This is a genomic window from Mycolicibacterium chubuense, from assembly GCF_001044255.1.
Classification (GTDB): domain Bacteria; phylum Actinomycetota; class Actinomycetes; order Mycobacteriales; family Mycobacteriaceae; genus Mycobacterium; species Mycobacterium chubuense.
Map to the genome: position 1 here is coordinate 20,974 of NZ_JYNX01000027.1, position 17,712 is coordinate 38,685.

At 68.2% G+C, this 17,712-nt stretch carries 18 protein-coding genes and 1 pseudogene; 9 read left to right on the top strand and 10 right to left on the bottom strand.

The features are described 5' to 3' along the window. Position 1 precedes the first annotated feature (1 nt). The 8 genes from rhaI to MCHUDSM44219_RS07550 all read right to left on the bottom strand — a co-directional run bounded on the left by rhaI (position 2) and on the right by MCHUDSM44219_RS07550 (position 6,789). Positions 2–1,147: an L-rhamnose isomerase gene (gene rhaI / locus MCHUDSM44219_RS07515; protein ID WP_048417617.1), complete on the bottom strand. Its 1,146-nt coding sequence runs from the start codon at positions 1,145–1,147 to the stop codon at positions 2–4. 8 nt (positions 1,148–1,155) lie between these two features. Then, a complete protein-coding gene (locus MCHUDSM44219_RS07520) occupies positions 1,156–2,475 on the bottom strand; it encodes an MFS transporter (RefSeq protein ID WP_048417618.1) in 1,320 nt (439 codons plus the stop codon). 32 nt (positions 2,476–2,507) lie between these two features. After that, positions 2,508–2,852 carry an L-rhamnose mutarotase gene (locus tag MCHUDSM44219_RS07525; protein WP_048417619.1) on the bottom strand — a complete coding sequence of 115 codons (345 nt, stop codon included), beginning with the start codon at positions 2,850–2,852 and terminating at the stop codon, positions 2,508–2,510. Between the two features lie 149 nt (positions 2,853–3,001). Next, the gene (locus MCHUDSM44219_RS07530) at positions 3,002–3,424 is read right to left on the bottom strand and encodes a PPOX class F420-dependent oxidoreductase (RefSeq protein ID WP_048417620.1); all 423 of its coding nucleotides are present in this window, start codon (positions 3,422–3,424) and stop codon (positions 3,002–3,004) included. 51 nt (positions 3,425–3,475) lie between these two features. Then, positions 3,476–3,877: a GlcG/HbpS family heme-binding protein gene (locus MCHUDSM44219_RS07535; protein WP_048417621.1), complete on the bottom strand. Its 402-nt coding sequence runs from the start codon at positions 3,875–3,877 to the stop codon at positions 3,476–3,478. Positions 3,878–3,899: 22 nt separating this feature from the next. Next, entirely contained in the window at positions 3,900–4,961 is a 1,062-nt protein-coding gene (locus MCHUDSM44219_RS07540) for an alpha/beta hydrolase (RefSeq protein ID WP_048417622.1), read from the bottom strand. Positions 4,962–4,999: 38 nt separating this feature from the next. Continuing rightward, positions 5,000–5,767 (bottom strand): SDR family NAD(P)-dependent oxidoreductase, encoded by a 768-nt coding sequence (locus MCHUDSM44219_RS07545; protein ID WP_048417623.1) that lies wholly within the window; start codon positions 5,765–5,767, stop codon positions 5,000–5,002. After that, positions 5,764–6,789, bottom strand: coding sequence for a zinc-dependent alcohol dehydrogenase family protein (locus MCHUDSM44219_RS07550; RefSeq protein WP_048417624.1), 1,026 nt, complete (start codon positions 6,787–6,789; stop codon positions 5,764–5,766). The genes MCHUDSM44219_RS07545 and MCHUDSM44219_RS07550 overlap by 4 nt, the downstream gene beginning before the upstream one ends. A 121-nt stretch (positions 6,790–6,910) precedes the next feature. Between MCHUDSM44219_RS07550 and MCHUDSM44219_RS07555 the strand changes: the two genes are divergently transcribed. From MCHUDSM44219_RS07555 to MCHUDSM44219_RS07565, 3 genes are all read left to right on the top strand, one after another. Then, entirely contained in the window at positions 6,911–7,792 is an 882-nt protein-coding gene (locus MCHUDSM44219_RS07555) for a helix-turn-helix transcriptional regulator (RefSeq protein ID WP_048417625.1), read from the top strand. Positions 7,793–7,812: 20 nt separating this feature from the next. After that, the gene (locus tag MCHUDSM44219_RS07560) at positions 7,813–8,283 is read left to right on the top strand and encodes a cyclophilin-like fold protein (RefSeq protein ID WP_053081213.1); all 471 of its coding nucleotides are present in this window, start codon (positions 7,813–7,815) and stop codon (positions 8,281–8,283) included. An 89-nt stretch (positions 8,284–8,372) separates the two neighbouring features. Continuing rightward, positions 8,373–8,774: a (R)-mandelonitrile lyase gene (locus MCHUDSM44219_RS07565; protein WP_048417626.1), complete on the top strand. Its 402-nt coding sequence runs from the start codon at positions 8,373–8,375 to the stop codon at positions 8,772–8,774. Here MCHUDSM44219_RS07565 and MCHUDSM44219_RS07570 read toward each other — a convergent pair. Both MCHUDSM44219_RS07570 and MCHUDSM44219_RS07575 read right to left on the bottom strand, forming a co-directional pair. Beyond that, on the bottom strand, positions 8,768–9,706 hold the full coding sequence (locus MCHUDSM44219_RS07570; protein WP_048417627.1) for an MBL fold metallo-hydrolase: 939 nt from the start codon (positions 9,704–9,706) through the stop codon (positions 8,768–8,770). The genes MCHUDSM44219_RS07565 and MCHUDSM44219_RS07570 overlap by 7 nt on opposite strands. Before the next feature lie 86 nt (positions 9,707–9,792). After that, a complete protein-coding gene (locus MCHUDSM44219_RS07575; RefSeq protein WP_048417628.1) occupies positions 9,793–10,551 on the bottom strand; it encodes a DUF1906 domain-containing protein in 759 nt (252 codons plus the stop codon). Positions 10,552–10,676: 125 nt separating this feature from the next. On the opposite strand from MCHUDSM44219_RS07575, the pseudogene MCHUDSM44219_RS07580 reads away from it, so the two are divergent. The 6 genes and pseudogenes from MCHUDSM44219_RS07580 to MCHUDSM44219_RS07605 all read left to right on the top strand — a co-directional run bounded on the left by MCHUDSM44219_RS07580 (position 10,677) and on the right by MCHUDSM44219_RS07605 (position 17,711). Next, positions 10,677–12,075: pseudogene (locus MCHUDSM44219_RS07580) on the top strand (serine hydrolase domain-containing protein). Positions 12,076–12,779: 704 nt separating this feature from the next. After that, a partial coding sequence (locus MCHUDSM44219_RS07585; RefSeq protein WP_236695394.1) for a PE-PPE domain-containing protein occupies positions 12,780–13,813 on the top strand: 1,034 nt, incomplete at its 3' end. 324 nt (positions 13,814–14,137) lie between these two features. After that, a complete protein-coding gene (locus MCHUDSM44219_RS07590) occupies positions 14,138–14,935 on the top strand; it encodes a ribosome hibernation promotion factor (protein WP_048417629.1) in 798 nt (265 codons plus the stop codon). 138 nt (positions 14,936–15,073) lie between these two features. Next, positions 15,074–15,988 (top strand): universal stress protein, encoded by a 915-nt coding sequence (locus tag MCHUDSM44219_RS07595; protein WP_048417642.1) that lies wholly within the window; start codon positions 15,074–15,076, stop codon positions 15,986–15,988. Between the two features lie 118 nt (positions 15,989–16,106). Beyond that, positions 16,107–17,099: an Acg family FMN-binding oxidoreductase gene (locus MCHUDSM44219_RS07600; protein WP_048417630.1), complete on the top strand. Its 993-nt coding sequence runs from the start codon at positions 16,107–16,109 to the stop codon at positions 17,097–17,099. A gap of 24 nt (positions 17,100–17,123) precedes the next feature. Next, positions 17,124–17,711 carry an Rv1733c family protein gene (locus MCHUDSM44219_RS07605; protein ID WP_048417631.1) on the top strand — a complete coding sequence of 196 codons (588 nt, stop codon included), beginning with the start codon at positions 17,124–17,126 and terminating at the stop codon, positions 17,709–17,711. Position 17,712 lies beyond the last annotated feature (1 nt).

The following is a 17,712-nucleotide window of genomic DNA, read 5'->3' on the forward strand; positions in this document are numbered from 1 at the left end:
GTCATGCTCCCCACGAGGATTGAGTTCCGCCGACACGCTCGGCGGCGATGCGGGCCTGGTAGCCGCTGGCGCGGAACGCGGCCAACGGGTCTTCGGGCAGTCCGCGTTCGGCGCGGCGCCGCGCGAGCGCGGGCCGCACGTCGGTGTAGAACGCGTCCATCAGTATCGCGTTGGCGCCCAACACGTCTCCATCGTCCTGGGCGGCGCGCAGTGCCTCGGTGTCGATGAGCAGAGCCCGCGCCGCCATCTCCTCCACATTCATGACGGAGCGGATCTGGCCGGGGATCTTCTCCTCGACGTTGTGGCACTGGTCGAGCATGAAGGCGACCGGCGAGTCGCTGTCCAGGGCGCCGCCGCGCACGACCTCGAACATGATGCGGAACAGCTGGAACGGGTCGGCCGCACCCACGATCAGGTCGTCGTCCGCGTAGAACCGGGAGTTGAAATCGAACGACCCGAGCTTGGCGAGCCGCAGCAGCTGGGCGACGATGAACTCGATGTTGGTGCCGGGAGCGTGGTGGCCGGTGTCGAGGCACACCATCGCGCGCTCCCCGAGTGCGGACACGTGGGCGTAGGACGTCCCCCAGTCCGGCACATCGGTCATGTACATCGCGGGTTCGAAGAACTTGTACTCCAGCACGAGGCGCTGATCCGGCCCGATGTGCTGGTAGATCGTGGCCAGTGACTCGGCGAGCCGGTCCTGCCGGGCGCGGATGTCGCCCTGGCCGGGGTAGTTGGTGCCGTCGGCGAGCCAGACCTTCAGGTCCCGCGAGCCGGTCTGGTTCATCACCTCGATGCAGTCCAGGTGATGATCGATGGCCTTCTGCCGGATCGTCTTGTCCGAGTGCGTCAGGCTGCCGAACTTGAAGTCGTCGTCCTGGAAGGTGTTCGAGTTGATCGTTCCCAGGCGGACACCGAGATCTTGCGCGTAGTCCGAGAGCGCGGTGTAGTCGTCGACGCGGTCCCACGGGATGTGCAGGGCGACGGTCGGTGCCAGGCCGGTGAGACGGTGCACCTGCGCCGCGTCGGCGATCTTCTCCCGGACATCGCGGGGGGTTCCGGGCGTTCCGAACACCTTGAATCGGGTGCCGGAGTTACCGAACGCCCAGGAGGGAAGTTCGATGTGGAGGTTGTCGAGCAGTGTCATCGTTGTCCTCAGGCGGTCGCGGTGGACGAGGTGGTCGCGGTGGGGCTGATCGGGGAGCCGTAGCGCTCGGTCTCGATCTGCTGCAGCGTCTTGCCCTGTGTCTTCGGTGCCCAGATGGCGCCGATGATCAGTGCGATGGTGAGCAGTCCGACCAGCAGCACACCGACCCAGGTCAGCCCGATCACGGCGAGCATCGTCGGGAAGAAGTAGCTCAGCAGCCCCGTGGCGGTGCGTACGACGAAGAACATGGTGCCCTGGGCACTGGCGCGGTAGGGCGTGGCGAAAAGCTCACTGGCCCAGAGGCTGTAGAACGCCTGCGCGCCGATGCCCGAGGACACGCCCCACAGGACGGCGAAGATGAGCATGGTGGCGATGCCGCTGTCGGTGAAGGCCACCAGCACGATCCAGCCGGCGATGCCGAGTGCGGCGCCGAAGCTGTAGAGCGCCCGCTGGGACACCCGGTCGGCATACCGCATGAAGCCGAAATACGTTGCGGCGACGGTGCACCCCCACACCAGGACCTGCAGGAGGTTCTGCTGCACCGGGCTGTGCAGTCCGGCGGTGTCGTAGACGCGGGGCATGAAGATGCCGGCCTGTCCGGCGACGGTGTTCCAGAAGAGGTAGATGCCGCCGAGGAAGAGCAGGGCGGTGATGTTGACCTTGCGGGAGAACAGTCCTCGCAGTCCGCGGACGCCGACCGACGACGTGAGCTCACGGCTTTCGTTGACGGCCTCATCAGCCCAGATCTGCGACTCCGCCAGCCCCTGCCGGACCCACCAGACGATCGCCGCGACCACGAACAGGTGCAGGAAGATCAACCGCGAACCGAGCAGTTCCAGGGGTGCCAGCGCAGCGGCCAGCGCGAATCCGATGAACGGCCCGACCGACCACGCCAGTTGCGCGGTGCCGACGTGTTTGGCGCGCTCAACCGATGGAGCCTGCTCGGCGATGTAGGTCCACGACGCGGGAACCCCGGCACCGACGGCGATGCCGGTGATCACGAAGGCGGCCAGCAGCATCGTGAAATTGGCGGCGAAGGCCGCCAACAGCACGCCGACCATGTAGACCAGCAGGTCGTAGGTGTAGATCGCCTTGCGGCCGAACCGGTCGCACAGGGGTCCGCCGAGGATCGCGCCGATGGCGGCACCGAAGGCGTTGGCGCTCAACGCCGCCAGTAGGCCGACGGCGAAGTTGCTGATGCCGAAGGCGGCCTGCCAGAAGCCCAGGCTGGTGGCGATCGCGATGATCGAGCCGGCCTCGATGTAGTTCGACATGGCGACGGCGATGGTGGCCCGCCAGCCGGTCGTGGAGTGCGCTCCGATTTTCATGGTGTGTCCTCGGGGTGGTTGATGGGCGGCGGTCAGGCCAGGTGGAAGTACTCGGTCAGGCGGTGACGGATGACGTCGGGATTCGAGTCGCCGTCGTCGGATGCCGACTGGAAGTACTCCGACATCCGGGCCTGCCACCGGTCGTTGACCGCGGTGCTCTCGATCTGCGCGCTGGCGAGCGCGAAGTCCGAGGTCTCGAGGTAGCCCACGACCATGCCGTCGTCCGGGCGCAGAAACAGTGAATAGTTCTGCCACCCGGCGGCGCGGAGCGCATCGAGCATCTCCGGCCACACGACGTCGTGGGCCGCCAGGTAGTCGTCCACCCGCTCCGGCTTGAGGTGCATGACGAAGCACACCCGCTGCACAGAGTCGGTCATGGAGATCCCCTCACGGACGACGTAATGAAACGTTTCAATTTGTGATAGGGGTTACATTACGACGGTCGAGTGGGGGAGTCAACCCCCCGAGGTTCGCGGCTGATGCCGCCGAAATCAGATTGCGGTGCCGGTTCTTTCGGCGTGCGATCTCACTGCCGGCCGTCGGGCTGGTCGTTGTTCTTCTGAGATCCCCAGCCGTGGACGCGGTCGACCGCGATCACGGCGCTGACGCGCGGCCTGTCCCGCTGCGGGTACTCCTGGCCGGTGTAGTGGCGGGACAGCGCGTCGATGTCGGCCAGACCCTCGTCGTCATACATCCGAACCACGTGGCCGATCACCGTGACGTGCGTGTACCAGTCGCCGTCGTCGATGACCGTCAGCGAGACCCGGGGTTCTTTCTGCATGTGCTTGAGGCGCACCCGCGCGCGATCCATGTTGACCAGGATCTGGTCGTCCCGCAGCAGGTACCACGTCGCCGCCGACACCGGTTGGCCGTCGGAGCGCACCGTGGCGATCACCGCGGGGTTGGCCTTGGCGAGCATCTCCTTGGCGGAATCTGACAGCGGCGACATGGCGACGTCCTCTCGATCGATATGGCGATGGCATCGCTATACCCGCAGTGCTCAGCTCAGACACTCCAGCGCGGCCACGGCGCACGCCTCGTCGTCGGCGGCGCTCGCCCCGCTGACCCCGACTCCGCCGACGACGGTTCCCTCGACCGTGACGGGCACACCGCCGCCGAAGATGACGAACCGGCCGCCACCGTTGGCGTGCAGGCCGAAGAGTTCCCCGCCCGGCGCGGCCAGCATGGCCAGTTCGGAGGTGGCGATGCGGTTGGCGACCGCGGTGTACGCCTTGTCCACCGCCAGAACGGGTCCGGCGATCTCCGCGCCGTCCATCCGGCCGAACGCCACCAGGTTGCCGCCGGCGTCCACCACTGCAGCCGAGACCACGATCGATCGGCGTTCGGCTTCGGCGTGCGCGGCGGCGATCATGCGCAGTGCCGCGGCGAGGTCGACGGTCATCGGGACACCATAACGCCGCCGATCACCGGAGGTTCTGGTCGAAGAACCTCGTCAGCGTGTCGAACGGGATCAACTCCGCGCGGTCGTAGAGGTCGACGTGACCGGCGCCGGGCACGATGACGAGTTCCTTGGGCTCCGCAGCCCGGGCGAAGGCGTCTTCGCTGAAATACCGCGAGTGCGCGTTCTCACCGGCGATGAAAAGCAGAGGTCGAGGGGAGATCGCCTCGATCTGCGCGAACGGGTAGTAGCTGTTCATCGCCGCCATGCTGGTGAACGTGAACGCCGTTGTCGAGCGCGGATGTTCGCCTCGTGGAGTGCGGTAGTAGTCGTAGAACTCCCGGTCGATCGCGGAGGACTGGTCGGTGAGTTCGACCGGGGTGCCGGGCACCATCCGCCGCTCCGCACCGTCGAGTTCTGCCCAGCGCTGCTCGGCGGCGGCGGCGAGAGTCTGCCGGCGCTGATCCTCCGGCACGCTGTCGGCAGGACCCTGCCGCATGGCCCGGCCCATGTCATACATGCTGACGGTGGCCAATGCGCGGATACGGGGGTCAACCGCGGCGGCGCTCAGCGCGAAGCTCCCGCTACCGCAGACTCCGATGACGCCGATTCTCGTCCGGTCGACCAACGCGTGCGTTCCGAGGTAGTCGACCGCGGCGCTGAAATCCTCGGTGAACGCTTCGGGGGAGGCGATGTTGCGCGGGGACCCGCCGCTCTCTCCGCCGTAGGACGCGTCGAACGCCAATGTGACGAAGCCGCGTTCGGCCATCTGCTGGGCGTACAGTCCCGACGACTGTTCCTTGACGCCCCCGTAGGGGTGGCCGACGATGATCGCCGGGTGGGTCACCGAGCGGTCGATGCTCTTCGGAACGTACAGGTCGCCGACCAGCGTGATGCCGAGCCGGTTGTCGAACCGCACCTTCTCACTGTCGACCGCGTCACTCTTGGGGAACGTCTTGTCCCACAAATCGACTGCGGCGGAGTCGCTTCGTGGCGCCTCGCCGGCCGACGTGGTGCAACTCGTGAGCGAGCACACGCTCAGCGCCACCGCGGTGGCCCCGATCATGCGACGAAACAGGCTGGTCATTCGGTCCTCCAGGGAAAGTGTTTGTCCACGAACAGAAGTCAACGCGCGGTGTAGCCGCCGTCGACGGGCAGCGCGACCCCGACGACGAAGCTCGCGGCGGGGCTGCACAGCCACAGCACCGCCGCGGCGATCTCCTCGGGTTCACCGAGTCGGTTGATGGGTTGGCCGGCAATCGCCTCGGACAGGTCGAGTTCGCCGTTGTCGATCATGTCGGTGACCATCGGTGTGGCGATGGTGCCTGGGCACACCGCGTTGATCCGGATACCCCGGGGCGCGTACTCGAGGGCGGCGCTGCTGGTCAACCCGAGCACGCCGTGTTTGGACGCGTGATAGGCCGCGCGTCCCGGGATGCCGACCAGTCCGCCGAGCGACGAGCAGTTCACGATCGCTCCGCTGCCCTGGCTGCGCATCTGTGCCAGTTCGTGTTTCATGCTCGCCCAGACCCCGCGCAGATTGATCGCGTTGACCCGATCGAACACGTCGGCAGGTTCGGAGGCCGCGTCGCACGGCGGCACCTGGATGCCGGCATTGTTGAACGCCATGTCCAGCCGCCCATATGTGCCGACGGCGTGGTGCACCGCCGCGGCGACACTGTCCTCGTCGGCCACGTCGCAGCCGAAACCGGCTGCCTGGTGCCCCTCGCCGATCAGCGCGTCGGCGGCTTCCTCGACCGCCGCGCCGTTGATGTCGGCCAGAACCACTGCGGCGCCGGACTGAGCGAACGCGCGCGCGGTCGCCAGGCCCATACCGGACCCGGCGCCGGTGACCAGCGCGACCCGGCCGGTGAAGTCGTAGGTCGGGTTCATGGCCGCAGCAGCACCTTCGTCGCTTCGCGGGTGTCCATGGCTCGGTACCCGGCGGCGGCGTCACCGAGGGGGAGCTCGAGATCGAATACTCTGCCGGGGTTGATCTTCCGTTGCCGGATCCGCTCGATCAGGTCGGGCAGGAAGCGGCGCACCGGCGCCGGTCCGCCGTGCAGGTGGACGTGGGACATGAACAGCTCCTCGCCGGGCAACGTGACATCGTGGCTGACCCCGACGTAGCCGACGTGTCCGCCGGGCCGCGTGGAGCGGATCGCCTGCATCATCGCCTCCTGGGTTCCGACCGCCTCGATGACACTGTGGGCGCCGAGGCCGTGGGTGAGCTCCTTGATCCGTTCGACGCCCGCCTCGCCCCGTTCGGTCACGATGTCGGTGGCGCCGAACTCGAGGGCCAACTGCTGTCGGGAGTCATGGCGGCTCATCGCGATGATGCGTTCGGCGCCGAGTTCTCTGGCGGCCAGCACGGCACACAGCCCGACGGCGCCGTCACCGACCACGGCCACGGTCTTGCCGGGGCCGGCCTCGGCGGCGACCGCGCCGAACCAACCGGTGCCCAGCACATCGGAGGCGGCGAGGAAGTCGGGGACGAGGTCGTCGTCTGGCACGTCGGGTGTGGCCACCAGCGTGCCGTCGGCCCACGGCACGCGCATCCGCTGTGCCTGCGCGCCGCCGCCGGTGCCGAGGATCTCGCGGTTGACACAGGACGTCTGATAGCCGGCCCGGCAGATCTCACAGGTGTTGTCCGATGCGAAGAAGGATCCGACGACGAACTGGCCGGGCGCGATGCTGGTGACGTCGGAGCCCACCTCTTCGACGATGCCGACGTACTCGTGGCCCATCGGGAGCGGCTCGCCGACGGAGTCGGCGCCGCGATACGGCCACAGATCGGACCCGCAGATGCAGGTCGCCGACAGCCGTATCACCGCGTCAGTGGGTTTGTGAATGGTGGGGTCGGGCCGGTCTTCGACCCGCACGTCGCCGGGGGCGTACATGACGGTGGCTAGCATCGGGACTCCTTTCGCTGGTCGACACCAGGTAACGCCCATTCGGTCCGGCGGGGGAGTCACTGTCGAGAGGTGTACTCAGAGGGCATCCCTGGCCCGTCGTTGCCGACGTACCGTCGACGGCATGGACAACCGAGCCGAGGTGCGTGAGTTCCTGACCTCGCGCAGGGCGAAGATCACGCCGCAACAGGCCGGCCTCCCCGTGGTCGGCCAGCGCCGGGTCCCCGGGTTGCGGCGCGGCGAAGTCGCGTCGCTGGCGGGCGTCAGCATCGAGTACTACGCGAAGCTGGAACGCGGCGCGCTGGGCGGAGTCTCGCCGTCGGTGCTGGACGCGCTCGCCCGAGCGCTGCAGCTCGACGACGCCGAACGCGCACACCTGTTTCATCTCGCCCACGCCGCGGATGGCACGAGCGCCGGCATGCGACCGCGGCGCCGGCCTGGGACGCAGTGGACCCCGCGCCCCGCCCTGCAATGGGTGCTCGACGGGATCCGGCCGCCGGCGATCATCCGCAACGGCCGGATGGACCTGCTCGCCACCAATCACCTCGGCCGCGCCATGCACTCGTCGCTGTACGAGCGCGAGCCGGGCAAGGTGCCCAACTTCGCCCGCTACATGTTCTTCGACGACGATGCCCGGCGCTTCTACTCCGATTGGGATACCGCTGCCGACACCTGCGTGGCGATCCTGCGCACCGAGGCGGGACGGGATCCGTACGACAAGGACATGCACGACCTGGTCGGCGAACTATCAACGCGCAGTGCGGACTTCCGCCGACGCTGGAGTTCTCACGACGTCCGCCTACACGGTTCGGGCGTGAAACACTTCCATCACACCGTCGTCGGGAATCTGGAGCTGGCCTACGAGGGGGTCGAGATGGTCGCCGACCCCGGGCTCACCATGACGATCTACACCGCCGAGCCGGCCTCACCGACCGCCCACGCACTGGATCTGTTGGCGTCGTGGGCGAGTACGGCGATCACTCACGAATCGACCATGACCCTATGACCCTTCGAAGTCTGAGTGCCGTGAGCGCCCTCTGCGTCGCGGTCGCCGCCTGCTCGAATCCCGACGCGGGCCCCGCCGCCCCGGTCGTCGACGGGGTGGACGTGGCCTCGCAGTCGGCACCAAATCCACCGGGCATCCAGATGATGGTCGGCGGCAGGCAGATCACCGCAGAGCTCGCCGACAATCCGACCGCCCGCGATCTCGCCACGCAGCTTCCGATCACCCTGGACTTCCACGATCTCAACGGCGTGGAGAAGATCGCTCGACTGCCGCGAGCCCTCACGACGGACGGAGTTCCCGCCGGCGCCGACCCCGAGGTCACCGATATCGGCTACTACGCGCCGTCACAGGACCTCGTTCTGTACTACGGCGACGTCGGCTACTGGAACGGCATCGTGCGCATCGGCCGATTCGACCGCGACGAGTTGCCGTTTGTGCAAAGCCAACCCGACGGATTCACCGTCACCCTCGACAGACAGGACACCCCGTGAAGAAGATGATGTCTCTGGCAGCGGTCGTGGCAGCCGCTGTGCCCCTCGGCCTTTGGAAGGCGAGCCCGTCGAGTGCCGAAGGTGCCGGAGTGGAGGTCTCACGTAGCGACGAACGCTCCGCCGTGCCGGGCCCGGAGACCACGTTCACCGGTGACGTGTCGGTCAAGCCCCTCTTCGAACCGAATGCCAGCCGGAACTTCAGCTCCGCCGAGGTCTCGTTCACCCCGTGCGCACGCACCGCCTGGCACACCCATCCGGCCGGTCAGACTCTGATCGTCACGTCCGGCTCGGGCTGGGTTCAGGAATGGGGTGGGCCGCGCCAGAACATCTCCGCCGGCGACGTCATCTGGACCGACCCCGACGTCAAGCACTGGCACGGCGCCACGGCGGAGACGGCGATGACGCATATCGCGATCCAGGGGTTCGTCGACGGTCGGCCGGTCGACTGGATGGAGCACGTCAGCGACGCGCAGTACCGCCCCGGTCAGTAGTCCCACATCGAGGGGACGCACCGGAAGACGTCGCCGGCCGCAGCCACTCGGCAGATCGACGGGAACGGCAGGTGGGTGGCGATCAACGACTCCCCGGTCGCCGCGAGCTCCCGCAGCAGGCGCACCCGCACCCGCGCCGCCTCGTCCGGATCGTGCTCGAATCCGTTGTGCCACTGCGGGTTGTCGAAGCCCGGGGCGAACACCGCGTCGCCGGCGAATGTCAGCCGCTCCCCACGGGACTCCAGGCGCACGATGCTGTGCCCCGGGGTGTGCCCGCCCGTGCGAGAGATGAGGACACCCGGTGCCACCTCGTACTCGTTCTCGAAAGTGCGTAGCCTGCTCCGATATTCGTCGAGGAACCGCGCGGCCACAGAGCGCAGCACCTCGGGTACCGGCTCCGGCATCACCGTGCGGGTGAAGTCGGGCGCCTCCCAGAACTCGGCTTCGGCCGCCGCCGCATGGATGCGCACGTCAGGCCGCAGGCTGGCCTTGAGTCCGTCGGCGAGCAGACCTCCGACGTGATCCATGTGCATGTGGGTGAGCACGACGTCGGTCACTGCCGACGGATCGATGCCGGCGGCGTGCAGGCGCGTCGCCATCTGGCCGGCCCGCGGGAAACCCGGGAACTCCAGCCCCAATCCGGCGTCGACGAGGATGGTGCGGCCGCCGCTGCGTACCACCACCACGTTGAGGGCCCAGTCGAGCACGTCGGGCGGCAGGAACATGTCGGCCAGCCAACCGGCCAACTCGGTCGGTGGGGCGTTGGTCGCCAGTGTCGACGCGGTGATCGGGAGCACCCCGTCGCTGATGACGAGCACGTCGATGTCACCGACCTGCAGTGCGTAGCGGGACGGTACCAACTCGTCGACTGCCGACTCACCACGGTGAGAGATGTTGTCCACGATCTTCCTTCCAGACGATTGACGGCGCATTCTTTGCGTCCGTGCCCGGAAACGCGAGCAGATGCGCCGAGTCATCCCCGGACGTCGACGCGCACCCCGCACCAGGCATGCACCGGCTATCGCGTCAGGTCCCACTGCCCGAAATCGGCGGCGAGGACATCGTCGGTGTCCACATGGATGTCCCCGATCAGCGGACCCGGCGTCGACGCGGTGTTGACCGCGCTCTGGTAGAGCACCGCCGCGGGTTCGCGGGCCCCCTGCGACCACGCCTTGGTCTGCCATGCCCAGCGGTGACCCGGGCTCGTGGAAGACCCGATCACCCCGTCGCCGATCGCCCATCCGCACGCCAACGCGTGACCGTAGATACCGGTGCGTTCGACACCCAGCACCGAGCCGATACCCCGAAACCACTCCACTGCAACGGTTTTCCAGGTCTGTGAGTCGACGTCCTCGTCGACACTGAAGAAGATCGGCGCCGTGTCGGGTCCGCCCGCGGCGCCGTGCAGACGTAGGGCGGTCTGCGCATCGGCCACTCCGCCCGCGTACCCGCGGGTGAAGTCCGACGGCGTGGGCCACCCGGGCTTGCCGTACTGGTAGCAGCTGACCACCTGCAGGCCGGCCGCGCGCATCGCGTCGGCGTACTCCCGGGTGACCGGTTTGAAGTCGAAGTCGGCACCTGGCCGTACCTCTGAGACGTACACCAGCGCCCCCGCGTAGCCGGCCGCCTTGATCTGCTCCGGCGCGACCAACCGCTCCGTGAAGTCGATCAGCTGGGACGACGCGGCCGATGCGCTCGGGGCGACCGAGAGGGGCACGGTCAACAGCAGAGGGGTCGCCGCAGCGAATCGCAGAGCCTGCCGCCGCGAGATCGTCATCCCGGCGATGGTAGGCGTTGTTGCCCGTTCGCGTCGGCGTTGGCACTCTCGATGAGGTGCCTTCCGGTTCCTCCGCCCTCCGCGCCACCCTCTGGCTGCGGGTGGCGGCCGTGCTGGTGGCCGCGGTGGTGACCCTCGCGGCGCCGTCCCCGCCGGGGGTGGAGGCCCGTGCGGCGGCCATCCGTACCCCGCACACCGCGCCCGCACGCCCGGAACCCGGCAGCCCCACTGCCGACATGCCTGCCGTCTCCGCTCTCGTCGACGGCGCGATCGCCGCACGCCGGCTTCCCGGCGCCGTGGTGCTCGTCGGCCACGACGGCCGGGTGGTGTTCCGGAAGGCGTACGGCGTGCGCACGCTCCCCGGCGAACCGGGGGTTGACGGAAAACCGGCGGCCGCCGATCCGATGACCGAGGACACCGTCTTCGACCTGGCGTCGCTGACGAAGGTCCTCGCGACCGCGACGGCGGTCATGCAGCTCTGCGACCGCGACGCCGTGCGCCTCGACGCCCCGGTCGAGACCTATCTGCCCGCCTTCAACCTCACGCATGATCCGCAACGCGCGCGGGTCACCCTGCGCATGCTTCTCACCCACACCTCGGGTGAACCGGGCGACGTCAACCTCGACGACTCCTGGGGACTGTCGCGGGCAGACAAGGCAGAGGGGATCCGGCGCGCCCTGTCGGCGCCGCTGGAATCGGCTCCCGGCACCGGATTCCGGTACTCCGACATCAACTTCCTCGTGCTCGGCGCGCTGATCGAGACCGTCACCGGCGAGTCGGAGGACGTCTACGTGCAGCGGCATGTGTTCGCGCCGCTGAGCATGACCGACAGCCGCTATCTGCCCACCCAGGGTCCGTCGGCGCGCAACACGAGCCTGCTGGCGCGCATCGCACCCACCCGCCACGACGATGAGAGCGCGCGGGATCCCGCGGCGAACCCGCACTTCGGGCAGCTCTTGCGTGGGGTCGTCGACGACCCCACGGCCCGCCGCATGGGCGGTGTGGCCGGCCACGCGGGCGTGTTCTCCACCGCGCGCGACGTCGGCCTGTTCGCGCAGGCCCTTCTGGACAGGCTCGCCGGCCGGGAGAGCGCCTTCCCGCTCTCGCAGGCGGCACTGCAAGCGATGACGGCGCCCGCGCAGCCCGGCCACTCGCGACAGCAACTCGAGGATGCCACCCGCGCAGATCGCCAAAGACCCTCCGCAGCAACGCCTTCCGTCGATCGATTGCTGGCTCCGCGCTATCCGGCCGTTCGAGGGCAGAACCTGCGCGGCCTCGGCTGGGACATCGACACCGGCTACTCGGTGCCGCGCGGCGCCGTCTTCGGTGTCGGCAGTTTCGGCCACACTGGTTTCACCGGCACGTCGCTGTGGATCGACCCCGCGTCGGACACCTATGTGGTGGTTCTCTCGAATGCGGTCCACGCCCCGGGTAGTCCGCCGATCTCCAGGGCTCGCCGGCCAGATCGCCACGCAGGTGGCTCGGGCGCTGGGCGTCGACGGGGCCGGTCCGCGACGACCGTGAGCTCGCGGCCGGCGCGTCACGTCGAGCCGACAAGCCGGTAGAGCTTCACAGAGACCCGTGCTGCGAGCGTGATCGATCTGCACGGTGGACAGGTCGATGCCGATCACCTCCGCGTCGGGATGGCATGCCCGCAGGCGTGGGTATGCACCGCCGGATGCGATGGTTTAGTTTGCTGGACATACTCCCATCCTTCGGATGCGTCAATTGGGCAAGGGTGTGTGTTCGGTGACGGTCCATGTCACCGTATCGATCAGGACGGACCGCGCCACTTTCAATGATCTTGTGCCACGGGATGAACAAAGCCGTGGGATTATTTAGCCAAAATGGTGATGAAATTGACGTTAGTCACTAATTCTGAGCTCGTATCACCTTATTGGAGTGCTTGATTCCCGGGATGGCCATTGATGTCGCCAGCGCCACTGCGATTGGGTGGATTTGCCGAACAGACAGCAATCTTGAAACAGGCATTTGCTGAGCGGGAACTGAAGCCAGCTTCTATGCTGCTGTTGCCGGATCTTCGGCGAACCCATTCACTGCGTCGGCCGGGAGATTTCATGCGAACGAGAATGCGCAGAGTCGGCGTTGCTTTCGGGGCGTTCCTGGCAACGGTCAGCGTGGCGTTCTCAGTGGCAACCTCCGCGGGAGCGAGCAGCGCAGCGCTGGTGATCGGCGGCATCGCGACGCCCTCGCTCAGCGACATCGTGATGGCGGAACTGCTCGGCGGAACACTCAAGGGTCAGCCTCGGGTGAGCGTGAACTGGCCCGCACAAGCCGCGCCCTACACCGGAAGCAACGACCTCACCCTCGGTGCGTCCATCAACGTCGGCATCACCAACCTCAACGCCCAGATCGACGCGGCGCTGGGCCGGCTCGGCACCGACGCCAACGGCCGACCGATCAACGGGGAGAGGGTCACCGTGGTCGGGTTGTCCGCCGGCTCCCTCGTCGTCAACGAGGTCCTGCGCCAGATGGACGCCGATCCCGACGCGCCCGACAAGAACGAGATCACCTTCATCGTGGTCGCCGACTCCAGCCGGCAATCGCTGATCGACAAGGCCCGATACGATCCGCGCTTCGACTACACCTATCAGCCCGCACCGGAGACCAAGTACGACATCATCGTCGTCACCGGTGAGTACGACGGCATGGCGGACTTCCCCGACCGGTGGTGGAACCTCCTCGCCGTCGCCAACGCCGTGGCAGGCTCGATCTTCGTCCACGTGCCCGTGATGTTCGCCGACCTGTCCAAGGTGCCGGCGGAGAACATCGACGTAGACGTGAACTCCAAGGGCGGCACCACAACTCACTACCTCGTGCCCACCGAGAAACTGCCGCTGGTGCGACTGTTCCCCTCCCTGGCGTCCCGCGAGGCGGAACTCAAAGCCACGATCGACGCCGGATACAGCCGCAACGATCCCGCGCCCGCCGGCAAGCTGAGCTCGCTGGTGGCCGGCTCTCCCGCGGCTGCCGATGAACCGGCAGCGCAGGCCGACGCGCCGACGCCGCCCGGCGAGACGGAGCAGCCGGTCGAGCCGATTGCCGACGAAACCGAGGAGTCTCCCGGGACGGCGGCCGACGAATCCGCGCCCGACGAAGCGACCACATCCGACGAAGCGACCACATCCGACGACGAGACCACCCCCGCCGAAGACACCACGTCCGACGACCAGGCTGCGATCGACACCGACGGTGACTCCGCCGCGGACGGAGCCGACTCCGGCGCCCACGCCGACGAGGANCCCCCGCCGAAGACACCACGTCCGACGACCAGGCTGCGATCGACACCGACGGTGACTCCGCCGCGGACGGAGCCGACTCCGGCGCCCACGCCGACGAGGACCCGGCCGACACCGCGGGCACCCCGCCGGAGACGCCGCGGCAACGGCGCCCACCGATCTGACCGGTTCGGCGACGTCTCACGCCACCGGCTCCGCGAAGGGCACAGACCTTGCCGAGGCGTCCATGACCCCGTCCTGACCGGCGCCGTGCATGGTCTGATTGCCAACGCACGCTGTGACTTTTGGCCCTAACTGCACTGCGCCGGGCGACGTAGCAAGGACGTATGAGCAACGGAGTTCACGTCCCCGAGATCATCGACGTCGATGTCACCACCCGCGGTGATCTGCCCGGCGCGGCCGACTACGCGCGGAAGAAGATCGGGGAGCTGGGGCGGCTCTCGCACCGTCCGGTGCTCTACGCCCGCGTGAAACTGAGCAGGCACCACGATCCCGCGGTCGAGTCGCCGGTTGTCGCGCAGGCCAATCTCGATGTCAACGGCCGGCCGGTCCGCGCGCAAGTGCATGCCGCCACCGCACACGAGGCGATCGATCTGCTCGAGGCGCGCCTGAAGCGCCGGCTCGAACATGTCGCAGAACACTTCGAGGTGCGTCGGGGAGACCGGCTGGACGCCAGGCGGTCCTGGCGGCACGAGTCGCGGCCGGCCCAGCGGCTCAACTACTTTCCGCGTGCCACCGAGCGGCGCGTCATCCGGCGTAAATCGTTCACCATGACGCCCTGCACCATCGACGATGCGATCGCCGAGATGGAGCTGCTGGACTACGACTTCCACCTGTTCACCGAGAAGGGCTCCGGTGTCGTCGGGGTGCTCTACCGCAGCGAACCCACCGGATATCGGCTGGCGCTGGTGGCCCCGTCGGTGGCCGACGAACTCGCCCCGTTCTCCCACGCCGTCACCGTCAGCCCCCACCCGCCGCCGTGCCTTCGCGAGCAGGACGCCCCCGAGCGGCTGCGCCTGCTGGGATTGCCGTTCCTGTTCTTCATCGACGCCGCCGCCGGCCGCGCCGGTGTCCTGTACCACCGATACGACGGTCACTTCGGACTCGTGACCCCGGCGGGATGACCGCACCGAATCGCAGCGGGGGTGAGGGACTTTCGGCCCTCCGCAGGTGACCAACGCCCCGCGAACCCTCCAGCCGGAATCCCTAGCGTGGAGACATCGGGTCCGGATCTCACCGGCGCCGCGGGCAAGGAGGAAGAGATGACATCGACACCGTCGGTTCACCACAGTTCTCAGTCAGGGTCCGGTCACTACGGCATCGTCGTCGCCGTGGATGGGTCACCCGCCTCGCGCGCGGCCGCGGAATGGGCCGCCCGCGACGCGGCGTTGCGCCACCTGCCGCTGGCGATCGTGCACGTTCAGCCGTCGGAGGACATCGGGCCCTGGCTGGACCTGCCGATCACCGACGACTACCTCGCCGATCTGGACCGCCAGGCGGCCAAGGTCGTCGCCGACACCCGCGAGGTCGTCACCGCAGCGCTGGCTGAACACCGGCCGGTCCGCGTGGAGCAGCGGGTGCTGTCCGGGCCGAAGATGCCCGCGCTGATCGACATGAGCAAGGACGCCGAGATGATGGTCGTCGGGTGCCGTGGCCTGGGCGGGCTACAGGGAATGCTGCTCGGTTCGACCAGTTCGGCACTGGTCCACCACGCGCACTGCCCGGTGGCGATCGTGCACGAGGAGGAACCGGTCCTCTACCGCAACGACGCGCCGGTGGCGGTCGGCATCGACGGCTCCCCCGCGAGCGAACTCGCGACCGCGATCGCGTTCGACGAGGCATCGCGGCGCGGTGTGGGCCTGTTGGCCATCCACACCTGGATGAACAGCGGTGACTTCTACGTCGACGTGCCCCGCGAGGATCTGGCTGCGCAGGCCGACGAGGAACTGGCCCAACGTCTCGCCGGCTGGTGCGAGCGCTATCCCGACGTCAAGGTCCGGCGCATCGTCGGTCAGGACAACCCCGCCCACCACCTCGTCGAGGAATCGCGCCACGCCCAACTGCTGATCGTCGGCAGTCACGGCCGGGGCGGCTTCGCCGGCCTGCTCCTCGGCTCGGTCAGCTCGACGGTCGCCCAGGCAGCGCGTATCCCGGTCATCGTGGCCCGACGGTCCTGAGAACGGTTGAGCCCGCAAGTCACCAGCGTTCCGGGTCTTTAGACCCTCTTCACGGCGACGGCGAAACGACATCCTGAAACAGACCGGATCCATGTTCAGCCAGGGGGCTTCGACACCGATGAGCTCGCACTTCCCGGACGCCGAAACGCTGCGGTCAGCCCTGATGCTGGCCGTGCGGGCTCCCTCGGTGCACAACTCCCAGCCCTGGGACTGGCGGGTCGGTGAGCGCAGCCTCCATCTGTACGCCAATCCCGATCTGGCGCTTCCACACACCGACCCCGATGCCCGCGACCTGATGCTCAGTTGCGGTGCGTCCCTGAACCACGCGCAGATCGCGTTGGCCGCGCTGGGCTGGCAGGTCAAGGTGCACCGCTTCCCCAACCCCGCCGAGCCGCACCACCTCGCCATCCTCGAACTGCGCCCTTACCCGCCGGCCGAGATGGACATCGCACTGGCCGCGGCGATTCCGCGGCGGCGCACCGACCGCCGCAACTACAGCTCCTGGCCGGTGCCGAAGGGTGACATCGCGATGATGGGGGCGCGGTCGGCCCGTGCGGGAGTGATGTTGCGCCAGTTCGATGAACTGACCACGCTCAAGCGCCGCGTGATGGATGCCGAGTGGCGACACAACAACGATCCCGGCTATCTCGCCGAACTGGCCACCTGGAGCGGACGGTACGGGTCCACCGCCGGCGTGCCCGCCCGCAGTGCGCCCCGCCCGGATCCGGCTGCGGTGATCCCCGCCCGATCCTTCGCGGGGGCGGCACTGAAGCAGCCCGATGACACCGAACCGGCGCAGGACAACGCGGCGGTCGTCGCACTCGGCACCATTGCCGACGACCGGGTATCGCAGCTGCGTGCAGGCGAGGCAACCAGTCTCGTGCTGCTGACCGCCACCGCGGCGGGTCTGGCCAGCTGCCCGATCACCGGACCGCTGGAGATCCCCGACATCCGTGCGGCGGTGGGGGAGGACGTGTTCGGTTCGGAGGGTCACGCGCAGATGTTGCTGCGGATCGGGTGGGCGCCCGTCAACGCCGATCCGCTACCCAGTACGCCACGCCGCCCGCTGGGTGAGGTGGTCACCCGGCTCGACGGCCACCCTTTGGACTAGCCGGGATCGCGATACGGAGACACCATGCACACCAACACCTTCGGCCTCAGCGTCTGGACGAAAAGGCTGCTGGCCCACCACCCGCTGGTGCGTCTCAGCGACCGCGTCGAGGCGGCGTGCCTCCTGTTCATCGTGGTGATCGCCCTGCTGGCCGTGCCCGTTGCCGGCGCGGCGGGGACCGCCGTGCACGACGACCTCTCCCACACCTTCGCTACGCAGCGTGCCGAGCGGCAGCAGATCGAGGCGATCGTGACCCGTGATAGCAGGGCGACCGCGCAGGCCTACGACAACCCGTACCTGTCGCCCGTCCAGTGGCAGTTCAACGGCGTCACCCGCACCGATGAGATGCGCACCGCCAAGCTGAAATCCGGCGACCACGTGACGATCTGGATCGACAAGGCCGGCAACCGCCGGGCCGCACCCCCCACCGACCGTGATGCCGCCGTCCAAGCCGTGATCGCCGCGGTGTCGGTGTGGTCGCTGGCGGTGGGGCTGGCCGTCGCCGGATGGGCGGTGCTGCGGATGCGGCTCGACCGAAGTCGCTACGCCGACTGGGACACCGAGCTCGGCGGGCTCGCCGACAACGGCGGCCGCACCAACAACAACGCCTGAA

Coding starts and splice junctions, on each gene's coding strand:
- MCHUDSM44219_RS07595 (WP_048417642.1), top strand. CDS start 15,074: ATGACATCGACACCGTCGGTTCACCACAGTTCTCAGTCAGGGTCCGGT.
- MCHUDSM44219_RS07575 (WP_048417628.1), bottom strand. CDS start 10,551: ATGACGATCTCGCGGCGGCAGGCTCTGCGATTCGCTGCGGCGACCCCT.
- MCHUDSM44219_RS07520 (WP_048417618.1), bottom strand. CDS start 2,475: ATGAAAATCGGAGCGCACTCCACGACCGGCTGGCGGGCCACCATCGCC.
- MCHUDSM44219_RS07600 (WP_048417630.1), top strand. CDS start 16,107: ATGAGCTCGCACTTCCCGGACGCCGAAACGCTGCGGTCAGCCCTGATG.
- MCHUDSM44219_RS07545 (WP_048417623.1), bottom strand. CDS start 5,767: ATGAACCCGACCTACGACTTCACCGGCCGGGTCGCGCTGGTCACCGGC.
- MCHUDSM44219_RS07535 (WP_048417621.1), bottom strand. CDS start 3,877: ATGACCGTCGACCTCGCCGCGGCACTGCGCATGATCGCCGCCGCGCAC.
- MCHUDSM44219_RS07530 (WP_048417620.1), bottom strand. CDS start 3,424: ATGTCGCCGCTGTCAGATTCCGCCAAGGAGATGCTCGCCAAGGCCAAC.
- MCHUDSM44219_RS07605 (WP_048417631.1), top strand. CDS start 17,124: ATGCACACCAACACCTTCGGCCTCAGCGTCTGGACGAAAAGGCTGCTG.
- MCHUDSM44219_RS07525 (WP_048417619.1), bottom strand. CDS start 2,852: ATGACCGACTCTGTGCAGCGGGTGTGCTTCGTCATGCACCTCAAGCCG.
- rhaI (WP_048417617.1), bottom strand. CDS start 1,147: ATGACACTGCTCGACAACCTCCACATCGAACTTCCCTCCTGGGCGTTC.
- MCHUDSM44219_RS07540 (WP_048417622.1), bottom strand. CDS start 4,961: ATGACCAGCCTGTTTCGTCGCATGATCGGGGCCACCGCGGTGGCGCTG.
- MCHUDSM44219_RS07550 (WP_048417624.1), bottom strand. CDS start 6,789: ATGCTAGCCACCGTCATGTACGCCCCCGGCGACGTGCGGGTCGAAGAC.
- MCHUDSM44219_RS07555 (WP_048417625.1), top strand. CDS start 6,911: ATGGACAACCGAGCCGAGGTGCGTGAGTTCCTGACCTCGCGCAGGGCG.
- MCHUDSM44219_RS07570 (WP_048417627.1), bottom strand. CDS start 9,706: ATGCGCCGTCAATCGTCTGGAAGGAAGATCGTGGACAACATCTCTCAC.
- MCHUDSM44219_RS07590 (WP_048417629.1), top strand. CDS start 14,138: ATGAGCAACGGAGTTCACGTCCCCGAGATCATCGACGTCGATGTCACC.